Source organism: Lentzea sp. NPDC102401 (assembly GCF_044765805.1).
GTDB lineage: Bacteria > Actinomycetota > Actinomycetes > Mycobacteriales > Pseudonocardiaceae > Lentzea > Lentzea sokolovensis.
Map to the genome: position 1 here is coordinate 108,185 of NZ_JBIWKS010000022.1, position 23,344 is coordinate 131,528.

The 23,344-nt window shown below is 66.9% G+C and carries 23 protein-coding genes and 1 pseudogene; 11 read left to right on the forward strand and 13 right to left on the reverse strand.

Features of this window, described 5'->3' with window-relative positions; translation table 11 throughout:
• The first annotated feature begins 301 nt into the window (after window positions 1-301).
• Window positions 302-1,687 (forward strand): multiprotein-bridging factor 1 family protein, encoded by a 1,386-nt coding sequence (locus ACIRG5_RS45740; protein WP_402917278.1) that lies wholly within the window; start codon window positions 302-304, stop codon window positions 1,685-1,687.
• A 6-nt stretch (window positions 1,688-1,693) separates the two neighbouring features.
• Here ACIRG5_RS45740 and ACIRG5_RS45745 read toward each other — a convergent pair whose 3' ends face one another.
• Complete coding sequence (locus tag ACIRG5_RS45745) at window positions 1,694-2,338, reverse strand: HAD family hydrolase (RefSeq protein ID WP_402917280.1); 645 nt, start codon at window positions 2,336-2,338, stop codon at window positions 1,694-1,696.
• Window positions 2,339-2,597: 259 nt separating this feature from the next.
• Here ACIRG5_RS45745 and ACIRG5_RS45750 point away from each other — a divergent pair, with 259 nt between their 5' ends.
• Entirely contained in the window at window positions 2,598-3,407 is an 810-nt protein-coding gene (locus ACIRG5_RS45750; protein WP_402917282.1) for an SAM-dependent methyltransferase, read from the forward strand.
• Between the two features lie 64 nt (window positions 3,408-3,471).
• Here ACIRG5_RS45750 and ACIRG5_RS45755 read toward each other — a convergent pair whose 3' ends face one another.
• A complete protein-coding gene (locus tag ACIRG5_RS45755) occupies window positions 3,472-4,800 on the reverse strand; it encodes a hypothetical protein (RefSeq protein WP_402917284.1) in 1,329 nt (442 codons plus the stop codon).
• A 642-nt stretch (window positions 4,801-5,442) separates the two neighbouring features.
• Here ACIRG5_RS45755 and ACIRG5_RS45760 point away from each other — a divergent pair.
• Window positions 5,443-6,261: an abortive infection family protein gene (locus ACIRG5_RS45760; RefSeq protein WP_402917286.1), complete on the forward strand. Its 819-nt coding sequence runs from the start codon at window positions 5,443-5,445 to the stop codon at window positions 6,259-6,261.
• 219 nt (window positions 6,262-6,480) lie between these two features.
• Here the strand turns inward: ACIRG5_RS45760 and ACIRG5_RS45765 are convergent, their stop codons facing one another.
• Both ACIRG5_RS45765 and ACIRG5_RS45770 read right to left on the reverse strand, forming a co-directional pair.
• Window positions 6,481-6,633 carry a hypothetical protein gene (locus tag ACIRG5_RS45765; protein ID WP_402917322.1) on the reverse strand — a complete coding sequence of 51 codons (153 nt, stop codon included), beginning with the start codon at window positions 6,631-6,633 and terminating at the stop codon, window positions 6,481-6,483.
• A gap of 184 nt (window positions 6,634-6,817) precedes the next feature.
• Window positions 6,818-7,138: pseudogene (locus ACIRG5_RS45770) on the reverse strand (ATP-binding protein); the annotation flags it as partial.
• On the opposite strand from ACIRG5_RS45770, the gene ACIRG5_RS45775 reads away from it, so the two are divergent.
• The 3 genes from ACIRG5_RS45775 (at window position 7,067) to ACIRG5_RS45785 (ending at window position 9,474) form a co-directional block, all read left to right on the forward strand.
• The gene (locus tag ACIRG5_RS45775; RefSeq protein WP_402917324.1) at window positions 7,067-7,423 is read left to right on the forward strand and encodes a hypothetical protein; all 357 of its coding nucleotides are present in this window, start codon (window positions 7,067-7,069) and stop codon (window positions 7,421-7,423) included. The pseudogene ACIRG5_RS45770 and the gene ACIRG5_RS45775 overlap by 72 nt on opposite strands.
• Window positions 7,424-7,657: 234 nt before the next feature.
• Window positions 7,658-8,782: a hypothetical protein gene (locus ACIRG5_RS45780; RefSeq protein ID WP_402917288.1), complete on the forward strand. Its 1,125-nt coding sequence runs from the start codon at window positions 7,658-7,660 to the stop codon at window positions 8,780-8,782.
• 116 nt (window positions 8,783-8,898) lie between these two features.
• Window positions 8,899-9,474, forward strand: a complete 576-nt coding sequence (locus ACIRG5_RS45785; protein WP_402917290.1) for a hypothetical protein — start codon at window positions 8,899-8,901, stop codon at window positions 9,472-9,474.
• Window positions 9,475-9,615: 141 nt separating this feature from the next.
• Here ACIRG5_RS45785 and ACIRG5_RS45790 read toward each other — a convergent pair whose 3' ends face one another.
• The 3 genes from ACIRG5_RS45790 to ACIRG5_RS45800 are packed head-to-tail and all read right to left on the reverse strand — an operon-like array spanning window position 9,616 to window position 11,417.
• On the reverse strand, window positions 9,616-10,359 hold the full coding sequence (locus ACIRG5_RS45790) for a hypothetical protein (protein ID WP_402917292.1): 744 nt from the start codon (window positions 10,357-10,359) through the stop codon (window positions 9,616-9,618).
• Window positions 10,360-10,383: 24 nt separating this feature from the next.
• Window positions 10,384-10,680, reverse strand: coding sequence for a hypothetical protein (locus ACIRG5_RS45795; protein ID WP_402917294.1), 297 nt, complete (start codon window positions 10,678-10,680; stop codon window positions 10,384-10,386).
• A complete protein-coding gene (locus ACIRG5_RS45800) occupies window positions 10,677-11,417 on the reverse strand; it encodes a hypothetical protein (protein WP_402917296.1) in 741 nt (246 codons plus the stop codon). Before ACIRG5_RS45800 ends, ACIRG5_RS45795 begins: the two co-directional genes overlap by 4 nt.
• A gap of 863 nt (window positions 11,418-12,280) precedes the next feature.
• Here ACIRG5_RS45800 and ACIRG5_RS45805 point away from each other — a divergent pair.
• Complete coding sequence (locus tag ACIRG5_RS45805; protein ID WP_402917298.1) at window positions 12,281-12,406, forward strand: hypothetical protein; 126 nt, start codon at window positions 12,281-12,283, stop codon at window positions 12,404-12,406.
• 359 nt (window positions 12,407-12,765) lie between these two features.
• Here ACIRG5_RS45805 and ACIRG5_RS45810 read toward each other — a convergent pair whose 3' ends face one another.
• Entirely contained in the window at window positions 12,766-13,014 is a 249-nt protein-coding gene (locus tag ACIRG5_RS45810; protein ID WP_402917300.1) for a hypothetical protein, read from the reverse strand.
• 92 nt (window positions 13,015-13,106) lie between these two features.
• Here ACIRG5_RS45810 and ACIRG5_RS45815 point away from each other — a divergent pair, with 92 nt between their 5' ends.
• On the forward strand, window positions 13,107-14,474 hold the full coding sequence (locus tag ACIRG5_RS45815) for a helix-turn-helix transcriptional regulator (RefSeq protein WP_402917302.1): 1,368 nt from the start codon (window positions 13,107-13,109) through the stop codon (window positions 14,472-14,474).
• 240 nt (window positions 14,475-14,714) lie between these two features.
• Here the strand turns inward: ACIRG5_RS45815 and ACIRG5_RS45820 are convergent, their stop codons facing one another.
• Window positions 14,715-15,320, reverse strand: coding sequence for a DUF4238 domain-containing protein (locus ACIRG5_RS45820; protein WP_402917304.1), 606 nt, complete (start codon window positions 15,318-15,320; stop codon window positions 14,715-14,717).
• Window positions 15,321-15,853: 533 nt separating this feature from the next.
• Here ACIRG5_RS45820 and ACIRG5_RS45825 point away from each other — a divergent pair.
• Window positions 15,854-16,927 (forward strand): hypothetical protein, encoded by a 1,074-nt coding sequence (locus tag ACIRG5_RS45825; protein WP_402917306.1) that lies wholly within the window; start codon window positions 15,854-15,856, stop codon window positions 16,925-16,927.
• A gap of 336 nt (window positions 16,928-17,263) precedes the next feature.
• The gene (locus ACIRG5_RS45830; RefSeq protein WP_402917308.1) at window positions 17,264-18,049 is read left to right on the forward strand and encodes a hypothetical protein; all 786 of its coding nucleotides are present in this window, start codon (window positions 17,264-17,266) and stop codon (window positions 18,047-18,049) included.
• Between the two features lie 68 nt (window positions 18,050-18,117).
• Here ACIRG5_RS45830 and casA read toward each other — a convergent pair whose 3' ends face one another.
• Complete coding sequence (gene casA, locus ACIRG5_RS45835; RefSeq protein ID WP_402917310.1) at window positions 18,118-19,902, reverse strand: type I-E CRISPR-associated protein Cse1/CasA; 1,785 nt, start codon at window positions 19,900-19,902, stop codon at window positions 18,118-18,120.
• Entirely contained in the window at window positions 19,899-20,531 is a 633-nt protein-coding gene (locus tag ACIRG5_RS45840; RefSeq protein WP_402917312.1) for a hypothetical protein, read from the reverse strand. Before ACIRG5_RS45840 ends, casA begins: the two co-directional genes overlap by 4 nt.
• A gap of 358 nt (window positions 20,532-20,889) precedes the next feature.
• On the opposite strand from ACIRG5_RS45840, the gene ACIRG5_RS45845 reads away from it, so the two are divergent.
• Window positions 20,890-21,483, forward strand: coding sequence for a hypothetical protein (locus ACIRG5_RS45845; protein WP_402917314.1), 594 nt, complete (start codon window positions 20,890-20,892; stop codon window positions 21,481-21,483).
• Between the two features lie 260 nt (window positions 21,484-21,743).
• Here ACIRG5_RS45845 and ACIRG5_RS45850 read toward each other — a convergent pair whose 3' ends face one another.
• Together ACIRG5_RS45850 and ACIRG5_RS45855 are read right to left on the reverse strand one after the other, a co-directional pair.
• Complete coding sequence (locus ACIRG5_RS45850; RefSeq protein WP_402917316.1) at window positions 21,744-22,262, reverse strand: NUDIX domain-containing protein; 519 nt, start codon at window positions 22,260-22,262, stop codon at window positions 21,744-21,746.
• Window positions 22,263-22,638: 376 nt separating this feature from the next.
• A complete protein-coding gene (locus tag ACIRG5_RS45855; RefSeq protein WP_402917318.1) occupies window positions 22,639-23,217 on the reverse strand; it encodes a hypothetical protein in 579 nt (192 codons plus the stop codon).
• Window positions 23,218-23,344 lie beyond the last annotated feature (127 nt).

Below are 23,344 nucleotides of genomic sequence, written 5' to 3' on the forward strand. Positions count from 1 at the left end.
ACCAATCTCGCGGGGAGTTTTCGGTCGTGAGCAGGTGTCGCCGCCCGACGCTGGGGGGCGTCACGAGGACGGCGGCTTCTCCTGCGCTGGTTCAGCCTTTACCGAAGGGGCCGGGCAGGCTATTCCAACGCAGGGATGATCAAATCGTGGTTGAGCGGGTTGCGGTACCGGGCTGGAACCGGGCTGTCCCCTGGCGAGTTGCGGGGCGCGGAAGATCGGCTCGGAGCACGTTCGCCTCTAGAGTGCTAGTGGCGGCAGCGCTGGAGCTGCCGAGATGCACTCAAGGGGAGGCGCGAAGGTCGTGACAGGACTCGACTCCGACGACGTTGCCCTCCTGGTCGCCTCCGCCCCGAACAACAGGCTGTTCGCGTACCGGAGGTCCGTACGCGGCTGGAGCCAGGCAGAGCTGGCCAAGCGCCTTGCGATGAGCATTCGCGAGGATGGCGGCACTGTTGGTTCGATGGACGAGCTGGTGCGGACCATCAGCCGCTGGGAACGAGGCCGGTCCAGGCCGAGTCCGAACTTCCAGATGCACCTGGTGTTGGTGTTCGGCGTTTCCGCGGCCGAGCTCGGACTGCTCGCGCCTGACGAGTTGGCGCGCCTTCCCGCCGACCTCGCACCCTCGTATCTGCGGGGTGCGGTGCCGTGTCATCTGACTGTGGACGAGATGGAGCCGATGGTGCCACCCGCAAGTGGAGACTCCGCGGCGCTGGCCCGCCGCGATCGCCAGATCCGCTCGATTCAGTCGATCCTGAGTTCTATTAGTCGCAGTTCGGGCTCGACACTGTCGCTGGACCCGCGCGACGTCGAAACGGCGCAGAACGACAACCGTGCGCACCTTCGTTGGTACTGGCGTTTGCCCGCGCAGGAACTTCTCGACCACCTGCTCAGCCGGCTCGAGCTCAACGTGCGGATCCTCAAACCGGCTCAGGCGAACTCTTCCAACTTCCGGGCGCTCGCGAACGCCCTCGCACACGATGCGCTGATCGCCGCTCGCCTGCTGTTTTTCGACCTGGGGCAAGAAGCGCGCGCTGAGCGCTGCTTCGCCATCGCGGCCGCGGCCGTAGAACACGCGTCGGACAGCACGCTCGCCCTCACCGTGTACGCCCATCGGGCGTTCGTCCCAGGATTTGCAGGAGATCGCACGGGAGCAGACGGATGGTTGGAACGGGCTGAGGGATGTCTGCTCCGTGCTCGGCCCAGTCCTTTGCTGGAAGCGTGGCTAAGGTGCGTCGCTGCGGAGCTCTACGGTATGACTGGCCGGACTGAGCAGAGCATCCGCAGCATCGAGCGGGCACACGACGCGTTGGGCATGGACGGGGAGAACCCGGAGTGGCTGGATTGGTTCGACTACGACAGGTTCGACGGGTTCGCCGGTAACGCATATTTGCAGGCAGGCCGCTTTGAACTCGCGGCGAGCCATTTGCAGAACGCGCTGACAGCACTCGGCGCGAACGCTGCGAAGCAACGCTCGGTGCTGCTGTTCGACCGGGCGCTCTGCGAGGCGCCGACCGACGCAGAGAAGGCGGCCGCGTCGGTGAGGGAAGGCTGCGCCGCGTTCGTCGTCGCGCCCTACGCCGCAGCCGTCACCACTCGGATCCCCAAGCTCACGGCGGCCCTGGAAGGGACCCCGTTCGCCAGCGAGCTCAGCGAACAGATTCGGGCGCTTCCTGCTGTCGCGGTCTAGCGAGGACTACGCGGCGCTGGCGTTGTGCTGGGCGACCAGTCCCGGGAGCCCGCGGAGATCGCTCACGACGGCCAGGCAGGCGGACTCGACGTCGGGGTCGGACAGGATCCGGCCCCAGGGGCCTCTCTTGACGAGAACGGTCTGCATGCCGACTTGCTGGGCTGGCCGTACGTCGTTGTCCAACCGATCGCCCACGTAGAGCACTTTCTCGGCGGAGACACCGGTCTGCTTGATCACCCGTTCGAAGAACTCGGGTGCCGGTTTCTCTACTCCGAAACCATCGGAGGTGCGGATCCAGTCGACATCGAGGTCGAGGCTGATGAGGATCTCCTCAGCGCGGGCGGTCTGGTTGCCGGCGAGGCCGACCTGCAAGCCGTTGTTTCGCAGAGCGATCAGACAGTCGCGAATATCGGGGTAGAGATCGCTCTCGGTGAACGTCTCAGGGAAGCCTGCTTCGGCCCGAAGTCGCCGCTGTTCGGTGAGGTCAAACCCGTCCTGGAACTCGAGGAAGGTGTCGCGGTAGTCGCCACCGCGCCCGATCACCCAGCCGAACACCGCAGAGAACTCATGCGGACTAACTCCAAGCCATTTCGCCCAGTTGCTGTACTCGGTGGTCTCATCCACCACGACCTCGCCGACGTCGAACACCACAGCGTCGATCTCGGTGCCAGAACGCGACACAACATCCTCCACCCTGCCCGCGCCGCCAGTGAGGGCGCGGTCCTAGATCCGATCACGAGCGTCAGGCTCGCATCGTGCCTGATATCGCGACGCCCGTCGATCTCGCCCCTCGGACCAACCCCGGTAGAAGCCCGGGCCCAGCCCGGGTTTAGCCGGGTACCTTCATCTGCTCCGTTCGGCTTAACTGATTGTCTGTCTGTTCGCCGACCGGCAGTACAAGGGATTCTCGTTGCCAGATCCAAGCCAACCGCCGTTTCAGGTCGACTTGTCGACGCCGGCAGTCGCACGCATCGACGACTTCTTGCTCGGCGGTGGTCACAACTTCTGGGCTGACCGGGTGGCGGGTGAACGCCTGGTCGCGGCTGTCCCGTGCATCAAAGGCTCCGCTGCGGCGCACCGAGGTTTCGTGAAACGCGCAGTGCTCACGATCGCCGGGCTCGGAGTCCGCCAGTTCCTTGACCTCGGGGCCGGCTTGCCCACACTGAGCGCTCCGCACTCTGTCGCGAACGAGGTCGCTCCCGGGACGGTCGTGGTCTACGTCGACAACGACCCGGTGGTCGTTTCGCACGCGGAGCTCATGACGGAACAGGACGCGCGCACAGCTGTCGTCCAAGCTGACCTGGCGGACTCAGATTTCGTGCTGGGTAACGATGTGACGAGCGGGCTGCTCGATTTCACACGGCCTGTCGCGGTGCTGATGTGCGCGAGTCTGCAGCATCTCTGTGAAGCCGAGGACGATGATGCCACCAGGATAGTGGCGTCCTACCTCGAAGCGTTGTGCCCTGGCAGCTATCTGGTGATGTCCCACATGACCGCTGACTACGATGCGGAGGCAACCGCCCTCGTGCGGGAGCTCTTCGCCACGACCACCGCCCCAGTGCGGCCGCGGAGTGAATCGTGGCTTCGCAGGTGCTTTGCAGGCCTGGAACTCCTCGCCCCTGGCGTTACCACGCCAGCGCTGTGGCGCCCGGACGATGCCAGCCTGGGCACGCACCCAGCCCTGTACCACGTCGCGATCGGTTGCAAGTCTGCGGCGTGATCGCAGTTCACTGTCGTGCAACGAGCACGCCGTCTGCTCCAGGGCTCTACTCGACCGCGTCACACTAGCGACGTCGGCGCTGATCGCCGGGGTTTGTCTCACGGCCGTCGCGGCGGCTATGCCGAGGATCGATCCCACGTACCTCGCGGCGGGACGGTATTGCGCGCCCAGCACTCAGGTGTTGTCCGATTCGGTCGACCCCGACACGCATCTTCGCCAGGTGAGTAAGCGCGTTCGGCGATTCGAGCGCCACCAGCACGGCCGGCAGGCTGTCGGTGAAGAACTCCTTGCGGGTGCCTGCGGCGTCTACGGTGGCGATAGCACCATCGTGATCTGCTTTGAAGGTGATCTGGGCTCCCGCGAGGGTCAGCGTGCCGACTTCCCATTCCGGGAAGCGAACACGGCTGATCAGGTGATGGAGTACCCATCCGCGCAAGCTGGGGGATACGGCACGCCCGTTGAGGCGGACGACGTGGTCCTCGGCGAGACGGTGCACGCCTAGTGCGGCGGTGAGGAACTCGACGAATGACTGCATCTCGGCATGGGAACTGCGTAGCCGGTCTGCTGACCATTCGCGCACTTCAGGCAGGTCCAGAGGCGGATCCTCTCGTGTGATCCTGTCGGTTTCGCCGGCGAGCTCGGCACCGGTCTGGACGTGGGACGCGTTGATCATCGCTCTTGTCGGAGGGTTGCCGGGCCGGCCGAGCGCGATGGCGATCGCTGCGCACGGGTCTTGGGGTCCGGCCGTTAGCGGCAGGTGGTGATGGGTGCCGGTGTGCTCGGCCAGAAAGGATTCCAGCGTCCACGGACCCTCCAATTGCGCGGCGGCGAGCACGGCGTGCTCGGTGCACTCCTGGAGCAGGTCGTGACGCATCCACCCGGCCAGCCTGAGGTGTTCGTCGAGGACTCGTGCGTGCTCGCCGAACAGGGTTCGTTCAGACCACCGTGACAGCAGTTCCGCCCCTTCCGGTTGCGGCTCGTCGTCGGCCCATTCGGAATGCCCGCGATTGTCGTCTGCGTTGAGCACGTCGTAGATCCGCACGGGCCCGTCGTTTCGCAGGAAGACCTCCGCGGGGTGGACGTCGGCCCGTTGCAGGACCGAGAGCTCGTTGACGAGGGTAAGCACCGACAGGTACTGCCGTGCGTCGTCGACCGCTGCAAGATCGAAAGGCCACTCGCTCGGCGTGCTCTGCCGCGAGTCTGAGGAAGACCAGGTCGACTCGCGGAAGCCGGCCGCAGCGTTCCACCGCCGCTGCACCTCGGCTGCTGCGCGCCTGCTCGCGGTCTTGTCGTCCCCTGCCATCTGCCGTACGAGATCGAGCATCGGCGTGGCAGGCACGGATTCATCACTGGCCACTACGGCCCCCGGTTCGCAGACTGCCTTCTTGTCCACCGTGAGTACCGGAGTCCTCTTGGGTCAATGCTGACAGGCGGATTCGCGAATCCGGTCGACCATGCCCCCACCGACTCGGTGTGTGCCTGGTTGCAGACGATGCCTTATGCTGCCGTCGGTCGATTCGCGACCTGGCGTAGATGTACCCGGCAGAGTCCCGGCGTGGGTACGGAGCCGAAGCCGCTGTGGTGCGGTGCGATGCTCGACAACCCTCCAGCCGGTGAACGCGTGATCGTCTTCGACACACGCCTGACGAGGGGGCTTCCGGGACGCCCACAGAGGTCAGGTCCAGGTGTCCAATCGCGTCAACATGGTCCGTGTGCGCACGCAGCACACCGGAGAGCCGTATCAGACGGCGTTGCAAGAGGCCCGTGCCCATGGCCCGCTGCCTCGCGCGCTGGGAGCAGTGGCGGTAGTCGAGTTCCTGTTGCTGTCGCACCTCGAGCTCATCCATGATCGCGGCTTCGTGAGGTGGGCTAGAGAAGCCAGTTCCGGGCTTCCTCTACGACCTCGGTGCCGAGCAGCACACGGGGCGCCGAACTGAACGGGCTCCTCGCTGCGGGACCGCAAACACGTGAGATCCCGCGCCGCCACTAGCTCAGGCACCGAAACCCAGTAGCCGGCGGATGGGATCCTGGCTGAATGGACTTCGAGGAGGACGACGAGTTCGGCGATCAGTCTGAACTGGACACCGCGATCGACCTTGTGGAGCGGATGGAGGTGATGCTGATTGCTACGGCCAAGAAGTTCAATGAGCCATACCAGCCCAACCGCCGCGAGTACACGGCCATGCACCGCCAGCTCAAGACGATCTTGCAGCGGCACGGAGTCCGGAACCCGTTCCCTTGGAGCCAGGTCGACGAGGGTGTCGCGGCCGCCAAGACCCACAGCGCGACCTACGCGGGCCGAACGGCGTTCCTGCACGACCGCGCGGAGCAGACCATCATGGCGCTGCGGCACCGCATCAGCGATCGCGCCAGCGGCGACCTGGCGGCCGCGACCCAGGCCTTCGTCGACGCCGCCGATGACTCGGTCGACATCACCGCGGTTCGGGCACGGCTCAGGCGCATCGAGGCCGCGTTGCCGGTCGACCCGGTGAGCGCGCTGAGCGAGGCGAAGAACCTTGTCGAGGTCGTCGCCAAGACCATTCTCGCCGAGCTGGAGGTGCCGACGAAGAGCAGCTGGGATCTCGGTGAACTCGCGAAGCAGACCGCCGCGGCGCTGGGGGTAGACCGCAAGTCGGCCACCGATCTGCACCACCAGGACATCGCCGCGATCATGAAGCGGCTGCAAGGGCTGGTGCACGAACTGGGAAGCCTGCGCAACCACGCCGGTGACGGCCACGGCGAGCTCGAACTGCCGGAAGGAATCGACCTGCGCCACGGCCGCCTGGCGATGCGCTGCGCCATCGCATGGTCGGCGTTCATGCTCGACACGCTGCACGACCAGAGCGTCGACTGAGATCAGCTGTCCGTTCTGCGCTGACCCGCCGGCGCGCTGTACCTGCCCTGTCGGTGGTCATCCGGCCGGTTGGGCCGTGGTGAGGCAAGTTCCTACGGTGGCCCGACAGCGATCGCACAGAGGGCGAGCGAGGCTGAGCCGAGCAGGAACACGCCCCCATCCACGACCGGGATGGGGATGGCTCAGCGGTCCGGAGAGCCGCGCGGCGAGGCGAGTGACCTACCGCTTGTCGGTCATCTGCGCTGATGCGGCCGCGGCGGAACTGGGCCTTTCTTCCGCACTGCCGAGCAGGGCGAACGCTCTGGTGACGAGTTCGGTGTCGAGCGTGGTGCATTGGGCCTGCTGTGCGAGGTCTGTTGCGCCAGTTGCCATGGGCAAAGTCGGCGTCGACCTGGGAGATGAGTTCGGGAGCGCAGGCGGCGTAGATGGGGTGGTAGGCCTTCATCAGCTGCGGGACCGTGTCGGCGGCCAATGGCAGGACGCGGCGGCAGCGGTAGACGCGAGAGGCCAGCATGGGGTTGCGGGAGATGGTTTGCCAGCAGCGGTCGCCACCAACGAGTACGAGGCTGAGCCGGGTTGCCGAATCGTCGTAGAGGTTGCGCAGGACTTCCTTGGCGTGCCGGTTGAGTCGCTGTGCCTCGTCGACGACGAGCAGGACCGGTCGACCGGTGAGATAGGCGAGGACTTGCTCGTCTAGCTGGGAGCGCTTCAGGCTGGGTGAGGGCGGTTCACCGAGCACGGCGCGGGCGAGTTCTTGTGCGACGCGCAGGGGGATGGGGACGTTCGGGAACTCCATGTTCACGACATGGATGGACGCGGCCACTTCGGCTCGCTGCAGGACGGTCTGGATGGCGAAGGTTTTGCCGACGCCGGCCATGCCGTGTACGACGGCGATCGCGTGACGGTCGATGCTGTCGGGTGGCGCGCTGTCACATGCCCGGTTCCGCAGAACACCAGGGTGAGGGATCGGAGGACTGGACGGCAACCCGCTGCTGATGTGCATGAGTACAGCAACAGCGACGGGCTCGGTGTGTTGATACCGGTGGTGAGTCCTTTCCGTATCGGGCAACCAGCCGACAGGCTGGCCGCCGAACTCGAGTACGTCATCGTCCGACGCGGCGTTGTGCGGCCCGCACCTTCTGCAACGCATGGTGCCGGTTGATCCCGAGGTATTGCCTGGTGACAGGTTCGTGCAGCAGGTGCTAGGAGTCGCTGGGCAGGCCACCACGCCGCGTGGATCGCCGTGCTCGACGGCCTGTGCTCGACTAGGTCGGGGTTGTCAGCCGCCGTCTCGGCGCTCTTGGTAGACATTTGGGTACGGACGTCCTGTACCAGGAGGAATAAGTTGGCGGAGTTCTGCGCGGTCGTGCCTTTCGACCGACAGGTGGCGGGGTACGTGCCCGACACCGCGTCGCTGTTCACCCCCGCGGTGCCGACGCCGCTTCACCTGGCGGTACTGGTGCGGCTGCATCGCAATCACGGGATAAGTGGGAAGCTGACCAGCGAGCTCGCCGAGGAGTTCGCCTCGCTTGGCTGGTGTACGGCACAGGACTACACCCGAGTCACCCACGAGCTCATCGCCGGTGGTCTGGCCGAGGGGGTCCAGCTGAGCGTGAATCCCCTGCTGCACACCGGAGACGAGTGTCGACGCTGCGCCGAGCACGTGGAGGTCTACGCGCAAGAACAGCGTGATCACCAGCGCGCCGTCGAACGGTGGCAGGCCGGCGCGGCCGCCTACCCCTACGTGACCTCCACCGCCTCGATCCACTTGCGCGACTGCACGCACATCACCGCCGAGCCCAGGCCCTGCGCGCCCACGCTGGAACCGTTCGTGCACACCGGTGGCATCTACTCCCAACAGCGGTTGGTCCTCGGCGATGACACCGTGGTGGTGTCGTGGGAAGACCTGGAACCCGGCGGGGAATGGTGGGACCGCCCCTACGGGCCTCCGCCCGGCGACGGCGAAGTCGGGGTGTCCGATCGGATTCACTGCATGTCCGTGCGCGAAGCCCGCGCCCGGACCCTGCCCAGTAGCGGACGACGGCGGTCGTGGAAGCCGTGCAAGGTGTGCCGCCCGATCGACCCCTTCCTGCTCGACACAGCAGACACCGCCGTGATCTACCGCGCCGACACCCATCCCGCGGACGTCATCGCAGTAGTAGCCGAAGACGGCCAGCACACCACGCCGATCAAAGGCCTGCCGGCACCCCACGGCTCGAGCTACGGCTGGGGCCCCGCTTCGGACACCGACCGGGCCAGGACCGCGCTGGCGATCCTGATCGACGCGGCCTCGGCCACCGCCATGGAATCGCCGACCCTGCCCTGCGCCGAGTTCGCCGACACGTTCCCCGCGATGAAGTCCACGGCCTCCCTGCGCATCGACCGTGCCGAGGTCCGGGCTTGGTTGCGTGATTGGTACCGCGACAACCCAGCACGTTCAGCACCCGCCGCCCTGGCCGTGCTGGTAGACCGCGATCTCGCCGTGCGCCCCGACTCAGACCGGCTGTCAAATCTGCGCTGACCGCGGCTCCACTGGCCCACGGAAGCTTCTGTGGCCACGACGTCACCCGAATGGCATTCGGGTTGTGGTGGCTGGACTGGGCCAGGACGAGCCCTGTTCCCGGCACACTGATCAACATGAACACGCTAGATCCCGCACGCAACTACAAGGCACGGCCCGGCTACGAACTGCACGACATGATCGCTCTTCCCGGCTGGGACGACCAGAGCATCTGGGGCTGGGACGCGGCCACAGGGAGCTTCTTCGGGCAACTGTGGCGCAACGGCTCGACTGCGGACGAACCCGAGATCTGGCTGACCGGAACGCGCAAGCCCTACCCGTGGCCGGCCTGTATCGCGTTGGAGATCGTTGAGACCACGAAGGCGGAGCCGATCGCCGTGGTGCACGCGATGGGTATCGCCGACCCAGATCCATCCCTGATCGACGAACCGGAGATCCGGGCGCGGGTCAGCGAGCTGACCCGCGCTTTGGACGCCAGTCCCTACGGGATGAGCAAAGTTCAGGCTTTGGCGTGGGTGCTCGGCACGGCGCCGCTGAGCCCCGGCACCCGCACGGCTTGGCAGGAGAAGCCCACCGCAGCGCAGGTGGACGCCGAGCACCACATGGTGACCGGCCGTGTCTACCGGGAGGTGAGCGAACGCGACTACTTCTCCGGCGCGGACGAGGCTCTGTGGTGGGCGTTGGGGCGCTGACATCGCGGGCTGATCCCGTACCCATCGGAGATCGACTCCCCACGCTCATGTCCAGGCCCAGCTGCGTGACGGGGTACCGAGCCAAACCACCGTGAACCAACTACACCACGCGGCGAGAGCAGGTTCGTAAGCCAGGTTAAGTCAGGTCTGTGGACGGTCTTCCTCGCGTGGTGTGCACAGCTGTGTCAGCGCGGCCGCGACCTCTCGCAGGCGGGTGGCGTTGTCGTGCAGGCCGCGCAGGAGGTCGCGTTCCTCGGCGCGCAGCCGTGCAACCGGCGTGTCCTGGGCGTTCCCGTCCGGCTCGTCCCGGCCGTCGAAGCCGGGGTCTGCCGTGATCGCGTCCTCGTGCCGGGGCTGGGACTCCAGCCAGGCGGGCGCTTCGTCAACTGCGTCGGTGGCGTGCCGGTTCGCCCACTGATCCAGTAGCGAGGCGAGTTCGGCGACGAACACGTCGATCTCACCGAGATCGAGTGCGTACTGGGCCCGGTCGTCGGCGTAAGCGAGTTCGGTCGCCGACGCGAGGTCATCGCCGTCCTGGCGCAGGATCCGGCGCCCGAGCATCAGCGCTGGGACGAAGCCGCGAATGTGGTCGCGTCCAGCGAGCTCCGGCTGGACGGCGGTCTCCTCCTCGGTCACCGGCTCGGTCGCGAGAATCCACGACAGCCGGGCGACGCCGGTGATGACAGGGTCTGGGGCCTGCCACCACCGGGGAGCTCCACGCACGGCGTCGTCGAACATGACCTCCGTCTGGGGCGGCAGCGCGTTCACGATTCGCGCGAGAGTTCCCGCGTCCTCCACCATGGTGAGGCCACCCGGCATCACCATGGACAGCTCGGTGAACCGCGCCATCGCGGCGCCGATCTCGTCCTCGCTGGGCTCGTGCATGACGTTCTCCTTGTAGAGCAGGGGTTAGCGTTTGGCGCGGGCGCGAATGGCGAGCACGGCCAGGCCGAGCAGGATCGCGCCGAGTACGCGGGCGAGCAGGACGAGGTAGCCGCCCAGCGTGGTGAGGCCCTGGTCGGTGCCGATGGGTACGAGGGAGGTGATCAGGGTGCGGATCGCCCGCTGAACACGGGCTGCGGTCCACCGTTGGTCAGGCGGTGGCAGTGTCGGCGCGACGGCGGTGACGTCGAGCGCGACCGGCGGGGAGGCGGGTGGCGGGAGGGTCGCGGTCACGCGCTGGCCGGTGATGTCGATCGTGATCACCTGCGGTAGTGGGGGAGCGGCGGTGCGCGCGGTATCGGTGATGCGCTGGACGGGCGCGGTGTCGGCGAGGCCGTGCCCGGTGGCAAGACGGTGAGCGTGGCCAGCAGGGCGACCAGTGCGGCGAGAGCCCGGCTGGCGCGCTGGCCGTAGCCCGACAGTGCCCAGTAGAGGGTCAGCAGCCAGCGATCAGCGCTCATCGGTGGGCGTGAGAGCCGTCGGGCTTCCATCTCGCCGTAGTAGAAGTCGCCGGCTCCGGGTTCGTCTTTGGCGTCCTCGCGGGCCTTACGCAGGGACCGGTACAACGATGCCAGGTGGTCACCGGTGAGGAGCCGACTTCTCGTCGAGGCGGAGGGGGAGGAGCCCGCGGTCCCGGCTGCGTTCAGCCAGAACGCCAGGTACTTGCCACGCGCCATCGAGTAGCTCAGAAATCGCGCCTTGGCCACAACACGGCGGTCTGACCAGGAAAGCGGCATCAGTCGAGGCAGTTCCGCCCGCCAGAAGAACTCCTCACGAATGACCTCGCGGCGGCTCCATCGCCAGACGAAGGGCCAGTTCCACCAGGTTCGGAAGCCGTCGTGCGGGAGCTGGGCGAAGGTGATGGGGCCGCTGAGGCTGAGCTTGTCAAGGTTGAGCGCACCGACGAACATGCAGTGCTGCAGGTCGACGCCGACGACGCTGAGCTTCTCGACATCGGTGTCCTGCAGGGACAGAATCTGGGCAAGTTGCGGCCCGGGCATCGACTCAAAGTGGTTGCTGCAAACGGGTCTTTCGGGCCGAGATGGAAACGCGATCAAGGTTGCGCTGTGAACAACAACCTTCCCACCCAACTGGGGGACCCTCGTTTGCGGGGGCACGTCCTGTCCTAGTCGCTCCAAGAGCAGACCTGTGGACCGGTCAACTAGCGACCGGCCGCCTACGCGCCGGGCGCCAACAGCAACGCGGCTGGAACCAAACCCGCAGGTCCTCCGTGTCATGCGGCCAACCGGACCGCTCGCCTCTAAAATCAATCTGGTAAATACATTTAGCCCTGCGGCTCGTAATGCAATTGGTGTAGACATCTCGACTGGAATTACTTTCGATTAAGTAGCCCGAAACAACTGACTCTGTCTTGGTCTCTGTCCAATAGCGTGTGGCCAGACACTGACACGACTACTTTAATTTTGGACAAGAGTTCCGTCTAATCCCGTCAAGTTGGTTCCTGGTGTGGTTGACCTGCGTAAACTAATTCCGCTGTGTTCCACGGCGCTCGCGAGTCGCTACTAGTCGCTACTGGCCGCCAGTCTGTTGACCGGTGCACAGCTTCCATTCCTCCGTTGGGTCCCCCAAACTCCACTAACGGCAGGGGTGGTTTGGTGCCGGAGGTGCCCCGGTATAGGCTCCCCGCACAGCGTTCGCTCCGCGTACACGCAATCGGTCTTCTGCTCCACCACGGCGTCACCCCCAGCCCGGTACCGGTTGGGGGCGACGGGGTCCCGCCGGGGCCCACCCCACCGGGGAATGGCAGGACAACCGACCGTTGGACCGCGAAGACAACACTGAGGGTGCACCTGAACCGTGGTGGTCCCGAGAACGAGCTGCTCAGGCATGTGAGCACCTGGCTGTGGGTCTGGAGACCGCGTCCCTGATGGGACCGGTCCTGACCGGCGGAAGCCCGGTGATCTACATGACCACCGGGCTTCTCGGTCTCGGTCTCCACTTCGCCGCCGGCAAGCTGCGTAAGCGGTAGGTGACCCGTCGCGGCCGGGACGGTCGTCGCACCAGGTGGGCAAACACCTGGACCACGCGGCGGTCTCCCGGCCGTTCTGCGTTCCGCGCATGGTGCAAACACCTTGCGCACGTAGCGGGAACGCCCCGAAGGCTAGCCGATTCAACTCGGATCGCCGTGGCCGAGGTAGCGGCTCCGTCCACGCTCTCACAGTCTAGACGCCTCTGACCAGCATGAACAGAGCCGATGGGCCGTTTCAGGTTGCAGTGCAATCAACCGCTGATCAACGACCGGATCAACGACCGGCGGTTGATCCTGTCGTTGATCTGAACGCTGATCCGGTCGCCGATCGCGTCGGGCGTCAAGCCGTGACGGCTTCCTCAGCGCAGTGCGGGACGTCGTCGACCAGGACCCGGCGGAGCCGCGGGCAACGTCAGCGGGCCCAGCGGACTGTCGGGCCGGACGGGTTGCGCGCCGTGTGTCGCGCACTCCCAGTAGCCCGGACCCTCCGGCGAGCCGTAGTCGGTCGCGAGGCAACTGGGCTCGACCTGGTCGACCTCGCAGACATCCGGGACGTGCGCGTACACCTGGTAAAAGCCCTTCCGTGCCACGTCAGCGCCGCAGGCCAAGGCGATCCAGCATAGCTGACAGCAGTAATGCTGTACTGTCTTACAGCAGTGCCGCTGTACTTACCTGTGGCGGCCTGAGGGAGGAACAGCTCGTGTCCAGCGACTGGCAGCCCGTTGCGAACGGCGTCCGCACCGACCACCCCATCCCGAACCTGCCCTTCATCGACGACAGCCACATCCCCATCGAGGACCCGGCCAAGATCGAGGCTCTGGGTAGGCACGACGGCACCGACATGTGGGGCCGCTACGACACCGACCGGTCCGGCAACGAGTGGGCCGCGTTCACCACCGACCCGCAGGACCATCGTTTCGCCTGGGTGGTGCGCTTTCACCCCGAGCACGGCCGCTCCATCACCGTCTACCGCGACGAGGATGGTGCGTCCGCCTATCAGGAGTGGTTCAGCGGCCGGGCGCTGCTGACCCGGCTCGGCGGGCACTGGTGGGACGGCACCACCTGGTACAGGCCCCGGCAGGTGATCAGCTACGCCAGCGAGGGCTACATGCGCCGGGAGGTGCGGCAGGCCACGACGATCACCGCCGAGGACCTGCTCGATGGCAGCTGCAAGCCCGTGCTGGGCGAGGTCGGCAAGATCCTGCAGTTCGACCCCGACACCGGCCCGGTCCCCATGCAGCAGTGGCGCCACGACCTCGCGGCCTGGTCGGTACGCCGGCGCGTGCGCCCCGACGCCCTGCCGCTGGACCGCTGCGTGGTGACGCTCAACGCCCCGGAGCTCGTCGACGCGGCCCTGCTCGGCGTCGACGAGTTCGCGGCCGAGGTCGGTATCACCGCCTCCACCCTGCGCGCCTACCTCTCGCGCGACGAGGGCGACCTGCCCGCACCCCAGTTCGTCGACGGCAACCGCCGGCGCTGGTCGCTGCCGGTCGTGCGGGACTGGGACGAGCAGCGCCGCCGGGACCCCTCCGCCGTCGCCTCGGTGCTCACCGGTGACGCCGAGAGCAGCCTGTCCCCAGGGCTGCTGAACCTGTGGAAGCGGCTGACGAACAACCTGTTCTCCCAGCTGTGGGACCAGCCCGCCATGCGTCGGCGGTGGTCGCGCCCGCATCGCAACGAGACCGCCGTGCGCGACGTGGCCGAACGCGGAGCCTGGACTGCGGCGCTGCACCTGGACCAGGTCGTGCCGTACAGCGACGTGGCGTGGACGATCGAGCGGACCGTGCTGTACGACCTCGCCAACGGCAAGGACTTCGCGCTCGACGTCGGCTACACCGCCTTGAGCCTGCCCACCGAGAAGGTGCTGAGCTGGTTCGTCGAGTACAAGCCGTCCCAGGTGCCCGCCCTGTTCGGCGCCATCGTGCGCCAGGCCCAGGACGAGCTCGGCATTCCCCCCAAGATCACCAAGGAGTCTCTGCGCCGGGCCGTGAAGATCAAGGCCAAGTCCGACGCGGACAAGAAGCGGCTGCGCGAGTTCCTCGCCGTCGCGATCCCGCCCGACAAGTAGCCCTGAGAACAACCGGCGAGCATGGCTCGGCGTGGTGGTGAGCGGTGTGTGCTCACCACCACGCCAGCGCAGAGTCCGATTCCGTCCTACCTCCACGAGCAGTCCGAAGGGACTGAGGCTGATGACCTCGACGCACACCACTGGCCGGTTTCGCCTGGCTGACCTGCCCGCCGGAGCGCGCGCGGAACTGGAGCGCCATCTCGGCGCGCCCGTGACTGGCGAGGAATCGCAGTCCGGCGGCTACACGCCGGGCATCGCGTCGAGGCTGGTGCTCGAGGACGGCCGACGCAACGAGTTCGACGTCGCACGCCGATTCGACCTTGGGCACCACGAGTGCGGCGGGCCGCACGCAGGCTTCGGCCGGGAGAGTTCTCCCTGCCGGACGTAGGTGTGCGGGCCAGGTCCTGCGAACCCCTGGAGCTCCGAGCCGATGCCGCGGCTGGTGATCTCACGGGTTAGCTCGTGAGCGGCGCCGAGCAGGTCCCGCTCACCCGGCGTGCGCAGGTGCTGCAGCGCGACCCATCGCGCGATCCGTTTCCGGTTCTGGGTAGTGATGGGCCAGATCGCCTGGTCGACCAGGTCCCGCACGGCGGCCGCCGCGTCACCTTCCACTGTGGACAGCTGGTCCTCGAAGGCGTCGGTAAGCGCACCGTCGGGGGTGCGGGTCAGGTAGAAGTCGTTCACGACGGTTGCCGACGTCACCGAGATCGGGCGCCGGTCGGTCCCAGGCAGCTCGACGCGGGTCAGCTGCGCGTGCGCCTTGCCTGGGGCGGGCGGTCGCGCGAACCTCTCGAGGTGGGAGCGGGGAACGGTGTGGTGTCTCCGCTTGAGATTCTGTTGGTGCACAGTGATCTCGTTTCGACTGGTGCGGCGATGCCAGGTCCAGTGTGGCGTGCGCGCCCAACGCAGACGAGCGAGTTACGTGGCTTCCGCGACACACCCCCGCATCTGCGCCAGCGACGTCCCGGGCACGAGGAAGGTGCTGCCCAGCATCAGCCGCCGCGAGCAGTCCGTGGCGGACGATCATCCACGAGGCCGCGGTCTCGTCTGCGTGCGGACTGGTTCCGATATGGTGGTGTCACCTCCCGGGGCACTGTCCCGGTGACGGCAGCGCCTGGCGCCACGCGCTCGGGCGAGGATCGCAACGACTGAGGCATCAGCCGCGCACTTTCGTGCTCCGGCAGCACGTAGCGCTACGCCCTGCTTGGGCTGGCGAGGATCGCAACACACGGACTTCACGGCCGCAGGCCGCGTCTCATGTCCGACTGGTGCTCTTCGCGGTCACCGGGACGGTTCTGCGACGGTGGCCTGCGGTGTGGTCGTACTCGCCTTCCATCCCGGCCTGGCCGGGATCCCGCATCCTCAGGAGCAGCACTGTCATGGCCGCAGCCGACGACCGTCCTCTGACCCTCGCCATCATCACCGACGAGTACCACGACCTCGAAAGCCCGGTACGGCTGGAGTGGCCCAGCACCAGTGCCGGGCCGGAGTGGCTGGCCCACGACCATCCCGGACTGACGGCTGAGGAGCGGCCTGGTCGCGACGGCCAGCCCCAGACCTGGCACAGCTCGATCGTCGTGCCGCTGCGCCGCAAGGAAGAGAGTGTCGGCGGCTGGTCCGAGCCCGGAGCGTCCGACGAGTACGACATGAACTATTGGACGCTCACCGCGCGGCCGGCCAGCCCCGAGGAGGCCGCGCCGCTGCTGGCTGAGGAGAACCGCGTCGAGGCCACCCTCCTGCTGCTCGACCGCATCACGACGCTGCTGCGCCAGCGCAACTCGGCGAAGGACTTCGCGCCCGACCCGGACCTGCCTCATGTAGACATGTCCGACGAGCCCGAGATCCGCGCGCAGTACAAACCCGAGTACGCCGACGACATGGTGCGATCGGCCCGGCACCGGCGGCACATGGGCACCCTCGACGGCTATGTGCTCGCACTGCCCGGCAGCGGCCGCCACGACCCGGAGGTGATGTATCCCGATCCCGCCCTCGGCCTGCTGTGGGTGAACTGGGGCTACAACATGATCACCGACTGCTACCGGCTGGACGACACGCTCGTGAAGCTGATCGACAGCCTGGAACCATTGCTGAACCTGCACGGCGTCGTGGACCGACGCAGCCTGACCCGCGAACAGGTCGCGACCGTGTTCGGTGTCGCCGACACCGAACTGGACCGCATCCTTGCCGCCTTCGGCATCACACCGCTGGAACCATCGCCGAGCCTGCGCCACTACGAGGGCATGGGCGATGGTCAGGTCCGCTACGGCCGCGTCCGAGTCCTCAACGCCCATCGGCACATGGAGCGGCACCCACGGCACGTCGAGGAACATCACGCCCGCGAACTTGAACGTGTCCAGTGGTCCGAACAGCGTCTGCCTCGCCCGACCCGCCGGCAGCAGCGGGAGGTGGGCGCGGTCCTGGACGAGCTGCGCGATCTGACGCCCAACTGGTAGCCGACGTGCGGTTACGAGCAGCACCAGGACCAGCGTTCCCGCTGACACGTAGAACCCCCGGTTCACCAGCTATGCGACGTGGGAAGCTGCAGCGCTACCCGAGATCCGGTCGTTCGACCGGAGTTCATCAAGGTGACCAGCCGCGAGCTCGTCGTGCGTGCTCGCGGGCCCGCGGGTTCCGCGCCGCGCCGCTGAGTGACATGTACGCTGGGTCCACAGTGGATCCCGCTGAGCGCTGGTTCTCGACGTGCCGCCGCAGGCGGCCTATTTGCGCTGCGACTCACGGGTGGAGGAATAGACTCGCTGGTTCCTGATGTGCCCAGGAGGGGGATCGGCATGTCGATGACTGTGGTTGCAGCTGTTCTGTCGGCGGCGAGCGTGCTGGTGGGGTTCTACGGCTATCGCGTCCGGTGCGGTGCGGTGGCCAGTCCGATCAGTGCCAGGGTGCGCCGCGATGACGCTCGATGGCGGGCGGTCGTGGCGATGGCGTCGATGATCGGTGCGCTCGCGGCCGCCGGATGGATTCGTGTCGGCCTGGGCCTCGCCGGCGTGGCGAGCCCGTGGAACGTTGTCGATGGGGGAGAGCAGATCCTCTCCGGTGTTCTCACGGTGGCGGCGTTGATCTTGGTGCTCGGCGGCGCCCAGGGCATCGCGGTCTCAGTTCTCGCATTGTGGCGTTTGCGAGGAAGCAGGGGCACCGTCCACAGCGAGGCTCTGCGCCGCGATGACGGGGCAGGAAAGGCTGCATCCGCTACACCGCGGCGGCGCGGTGACCTTCGCTGGATAGTCAAGGTCCAACTGCTTGGAATCGCGGTTACCGCTGTTGTGGCATGGCTTTCGTCGCAGGTCCTCACCAGTGAGACGACGTGGCTTCTCTGCGCGGTCGTCGCCGTGGCCATGAGCCAGTTGGCGTTCAGTCAGCCTTCGGCACGGAGGTCTCACGAACTGCAGGATCGGCGTCGTATGACCGGTTCGGCACTACGCGGCGGCTCCGCTCGTGTCGCTGCGGGTGGGCACCGAACATTGCAGCGGCCCCATCGGCAGTCGCTGGTCGACTCTCGACGCGCTGCCTCCGCGCGTTCGAAGGGAAGGGGCGGCCGGGCACGGGCCAGAGGCATCTAGTAGTGCCCAGGCCCGTGCCGTAGGCCTCGCGCGGCACCGGCCGATCCAGCGCGTGGTGGCAGAGCTTGTCATCCTGCAACGCCTGGCTCTTGCCGAGCAGGATCGGGAGTCGGCTGTGGTTGTCGGCGGGGGATCGTTAGGGCGTCCCGAGGGGGCCAGCCAGCGTCCAGACGTGCCTTGAACGCGGCCTTGGTTACCTGACACCGTGGGTCTGCGGCCCATTGAGCAAGTGTCTTGGTCTCACCGGCTATCGAGATCTCCGGTGATGGTCGGCCCCGCCGCGAAGGACTCGTGGTGCGCGCAGATCCGACGGTGTCCGCGGGGACGGGTGACGTGGCTGCTTCGCCAATCAGGGTTGCGGTGTAATGGCTGGTGGTCTGGCGGACCTCGTGACTCAACCGCCCGTGCTGCTCCAGGCGCAGTGGCAGGCGTGTGATCGTGGTGTCCAGCTCGGTGCTGATGGCACGACCGAATCGCTGAGCGGCGTCGACCACGTTCAGGTCAGCCAGGTCAGCGGGCGGCTCCGCGAGGTCGATGATCAGTTGCTGCCAGGCCCTCGTCGTGGCCATGGGGTCCAGGCTGACCCGCTTGCCAATGCCCTTGCTGTGCGGAGCGATCCTCTCTGCTGCTGTGCGGACGTCCTTGAGCGCGACTGCGGTGGCGTGCGCGACATGGGCCAGGCGTCGCCGGGCGGCGGTGTCGTGGGTGTGCAGACGGACAGGGCCAAGGTCGACGCGGCCGTCGCGAACGCCGACGATGGTCGAGAGGTGTCGGTTCAAGACCGTGGACGACACCCGAACACGCAGCGGAAAGTCCGAGGGCAGGATGCCGCGGGCGGCAGCCGCAACGACATGTTCGAGCGCGCCACAGGTCGATCCGGTCGTGGACGGGTAGGGATGGAGCAACTGCGTCACTGCCCATGGCTGTGGTTCGCCGAACTCCTCATCGAAGAGCACAGCCGGGGCGATACCGCCTTTCCTGGTGGCGCGCCAGGCCGTCATGGGATCCAGAGCGGCGGCGGTGGAGTAGTCGCCGTCGACTCGGTCGCCGTCATGCCACGCGACCGCGTTGACCCTGCCGTCAGCGTCAGGATGCAGCCGGATGCGGCGCGACGACCACGTCAGGTAGTCCAGGCGGCCGGTCGGTCGTCGCTCCCGGATTCCGGGCTTCGGGCATTCCCGCTCCCACACCGGGGCATCGCCCGGCTCACGCGGACGCGGTGGCAGGTTGAGCAGCACTGCCTCCTTGAGGTTGCGGCCCTGGACGTGCAGCTGGTTGGCGGCGGCCACGAGGCCCAGCCTTGCGCCGAAGGTCTTGTTGACGCCGGTGCTGGCTGGAGCTCCCTTGATTCCGGCGACGTCGTAGCCCAGCAGCACCAGCAGATACCGCGCGGCCTGCGCGGGCGGATGCGGCGGGTAGTCGGCGGGGCTGCGCAACGCCGGGTTGAAGAACGCGCCGCCCTCGCCACAAAGGTAGGCCGGATCGAGGACGTCGGGGGTGCGGCGATACTCGTCGAGATGCCCGCACTGAAACGCCGGATGCGTTGGGTGGAACAGGTCGAACCGGTCGGCGGCGGCGTCCAGGTAGGCGGTGACACGGCCCTGCGGATCCAGGGTGTCCGTGCGCCACGCCGCGTCCCACTCGGTGCTCGACGCGGGACCGGCAGCGGCGTCATAGACCGCGAGTAGCAGTCGCAGAAGCACCGCTTCCTCCTGCGCGTCGGCGGCCAGGCGCAGCTCGTGGGCGCGGGCCAGCGCTTCGACGATGCCCACCTCACGGAATCCGGCGGCGGTGTCGACGACAGGGATCCACGGGCTCGTGGTCAACGGGAAGCTCGGCTGGGTCGTGCTCACGCCGGCACCAACTCGACGACCTCCACGGCCACTGGCTTGTTGTCGCGCGAGTGCGTCCAGAAGGTCACGCGGGCCTCGGTGTTGCAGTCGGCGTCGCCGCCGAAGCGTCGGTCGGCGAGGCGATGGGCTGCGCGTTCGAGATCGTCGTACTCGACGTCTGCATCGCGGTTCTGCCCGAGCACGATTTGTCCCTGCTCAACCGTGTTCCAGTCGGCATCGGTGTCGGGGCGTGCTGCGAGGTCGTAGAGGTGGGTGTTCTGCGCGAGCCCCTCGACGTCGGTGACCTCCCACCAGGCGTACATCGACGCGTCCGCGCACCGGGCGAGCTCACGCACCTCCGCCTCGTACCGGGTGCTCGCCTCCTGCTCGTCGCCGCTGTCGAGGTAAGCCTCGCCCTCGTTGTCACTGGTGTAGACCGCCCAGCGGCTCTCGCCCTGCGGTGTGGTGTACGAGGCGAGCATGACCTCGAACGTGCGCTGGCCGATCTCATCGGTGCAGTACGACTCCCGCTCGGGGACTGACCGTGCCTCGTCGATGAGGGCGAGCAGGGTCGCGATGGTGTGATCATCGAGGTCGCGGTTCTGGCGTTCGTCGATCTCGTGGACATTGCTGATGGTTCGCATGATCACGTTCCCAGTGTGGCGGTTCGAAGACCCCACTCCAGCAGACTAACTAAAGCTGCGCAAGTTGCTTGCTATTTTAGATAGTTGGGTCGCCTTGTTGCACGAGGAAGACCTCACCTCCCGCATGGTTGGTCTCGCGGTGAGTGCCCACGCCATATCATCGCGGCGTCCCGCATTCGCAGAGTCCGCGGTCTGGGCCATGAAGTCGGCGGGGCAGCAGGGGCTCGAACCACCGTCGGGTGAGGGCGACGTTGCGGGGTCGGCAAGCTCGGCGTGTTTCCGCAGCAGGTGACCAGGACCGCGCGACGCTGTCTCACGTGTGCGGCGAGCAGGTCGCACTGCCCGAACAAGGAGACAGCCAAGGATGATCAGCTTCGCCGACGCAGCCTCACGGCACGCCGCTGCGCGCCAGGCTCGGTACCAGACCACCACCGTCGAACTCGATGCCGAAGACGCCATGATCGCCGCAGCATGGCAAGCGTGGAACGGCGGCCACCTCGACGTCCACAAGTTGACCGAGCTGTACGACTACGTGCGCAACTCGGAGATCACCGGGTGGGCTGCTCGGTGGGCCAGGCACATTCCATACGACGTGCTGACCCTGCGACGGATGGCCATCAACACCCCGGACAGCGACGACCAGACATGGAAGGGCGACACCGGGTTCGCCGGAATCGACCTCATGACGCTGCCCGGCAAGGGAGCGACCGTCGCCTACATCTTGTTCGGCAACGGTGCCTGCCCGGTCCACATCGGGTACTCGTCGAACTTCCGCAACGCCTGGCGCAAACTCCACCGCGACGGCTACGTGTGGGCGTCGTGGCAAGCGTGGCTGTGCCAGGACGACACCGAGGCCTTCGCCAAACGCGCGCAGCTGATCAAGGAGCACCGCCGGCCGAACATCGCCGTCCACGCGGTCGCCGACCAGCCGCACCAGTTCGCCGCCCAAGTTCGCTGAACACCCGTTTTCCTTATTGTGTAACGGTTTTGAGCATTCCTGATATTCGTGTGCGACGCGTTCGAGCCTGGAGAGTCACCTGCTCCCGGATGTCGGGATACGCGGTGAGGCGTGGAAGCACGCGCGTGAACGGGTAGGGCTGAGGGACGTGTGCCACGGTGCTCGGCACGGTCATGCCGCGTGAGGGGCTGCCGGCCGATGCGCAGCAAGTCACGCGGTAAGGATCTTGGTCGGTGGGGAGCTGTGCGCACGCCCAAGAATTAACCCGGTACCTGGGCTGCGTGACGCAACGCCATCGTGAGCACGGCGTGGGCGCTGCCCGCGCTCGGGAGCTGTCCGCGTTCGACGAGGTCGAGCACATCGCGGAACGGCAGGACCCACATAGACGGGCGGGCTTCGCCAGGGTCGAGCGTGGCTTCTGCCTTGGACAGTTCGGTAGCGAGGAAGAGGTGGTCGATGTGGTTGCTCAGGCTGTCCGCGCCGTGGATCTGGCCGATTGGCTCCCAACACGCGGCGCGCAGACCGGTCTTCTCCGCTAGCTCGCGACGCGCGGCCGCGACGGGGTCGATGTCGGCGGCGTCGACCGTGCCACTGGGCAGTCGCCACTCGCTGCCGCCATGCGTGTAGGTCCACTGACGCGTGAGCACGACCTGGGCGTCGTCATACAGCGCGAGAACGGTGACCGATGGCGGCGCTACCACGTGCTCGTAAGTGCCACGAGCACCGTCTGGCTGAACGACGTCGTCGACGCGTAACTCAAACCGCGATGACTTGTGCACGACCGACGAGGCTAGGCGCTGCCAGACTTGCACTTCACCGATCAGTGCGCTCGATCTTGTCCCCATGTCCTCAATGGAACCACTGCTGAATACCGTTACCTGGCAGCAAAACGCGGCCAGTTCAGTGTCAAATCCTCGCCACCCGTCGTACCCCGCCCACCGCGCCGATGTTCTCTCGGCCTTCGCTGCCGTGCGCCGTGGCCGTGGTGCCACAAAGTCTTGACGTACCCGGCGGCGAGCACGGGTCGGAGTGCCTGACGGTTCTCCGACCCGTGTCACGGCCTCGCGCAGCACCTGCCGATCCAGAAGAGAACCCGGTCTCGGTGGGTTTCCTGGTGGCGCCGCGGCGGCGAGCGCACCCTAGCGTCACGCCCGATCATCGCGGCGCACCACGCCCGGTAGAGCATTGATCGAAGCGGGTGCCCCGTCTCGGGTAGCGGGGCCGGAACCGCTCCTCGCACTCCTGATCGCACCGTCGGGCGGTGGGCTCGTCCGGCTTGGTGACGGCCGTGCTGCGCTCGTACCATCCGGCGAGGCGGTGCCGCTGGATCAACGGTGCCAAGTGCTTCACCGTGCCTGCGGTCGTGACGGATCCGACGGTGAGGACGGCGCGCACTTTCTGGAGAAGGCTGTCCCACGTCTGCGGACCTTCGGCCAGCTTGGTACTAGGGTCCGCACACAGTCCGGCGACGGTGTCTGCCCAGACGGGTGGAAGCCGTCCGTGCGGGAAGTCGGGGTGTCCTGGCTCGGTCAGCAGGAGGTCCTGGCAGCGTGCGTTGTCGTGCAACAGCGTGATCGTGTCGGTGATCGGGATGTCGTGGGTGTGCATGCGGGCGCGGCTCGTGGCGTCGCGTCGGCCGAACTCGATCAGGCTGGCGCGGTAGATCGCGAGGCCGAGCAGAGTGACCGCGTCGTAGTCGATCTCGGTCATGTCGGTGCCCTGGTCGATGCGCATGCTGCGCTGAAAAACGTTGGGGCGGCGAGGGAGGGCGTGTCAGATGTTCTGTGTATGAGATCAACTGTTGTTGAGGAGTACACAGGTGACCGTGACCGACGATCAGTCGCCAGCGCGTCAGACGATC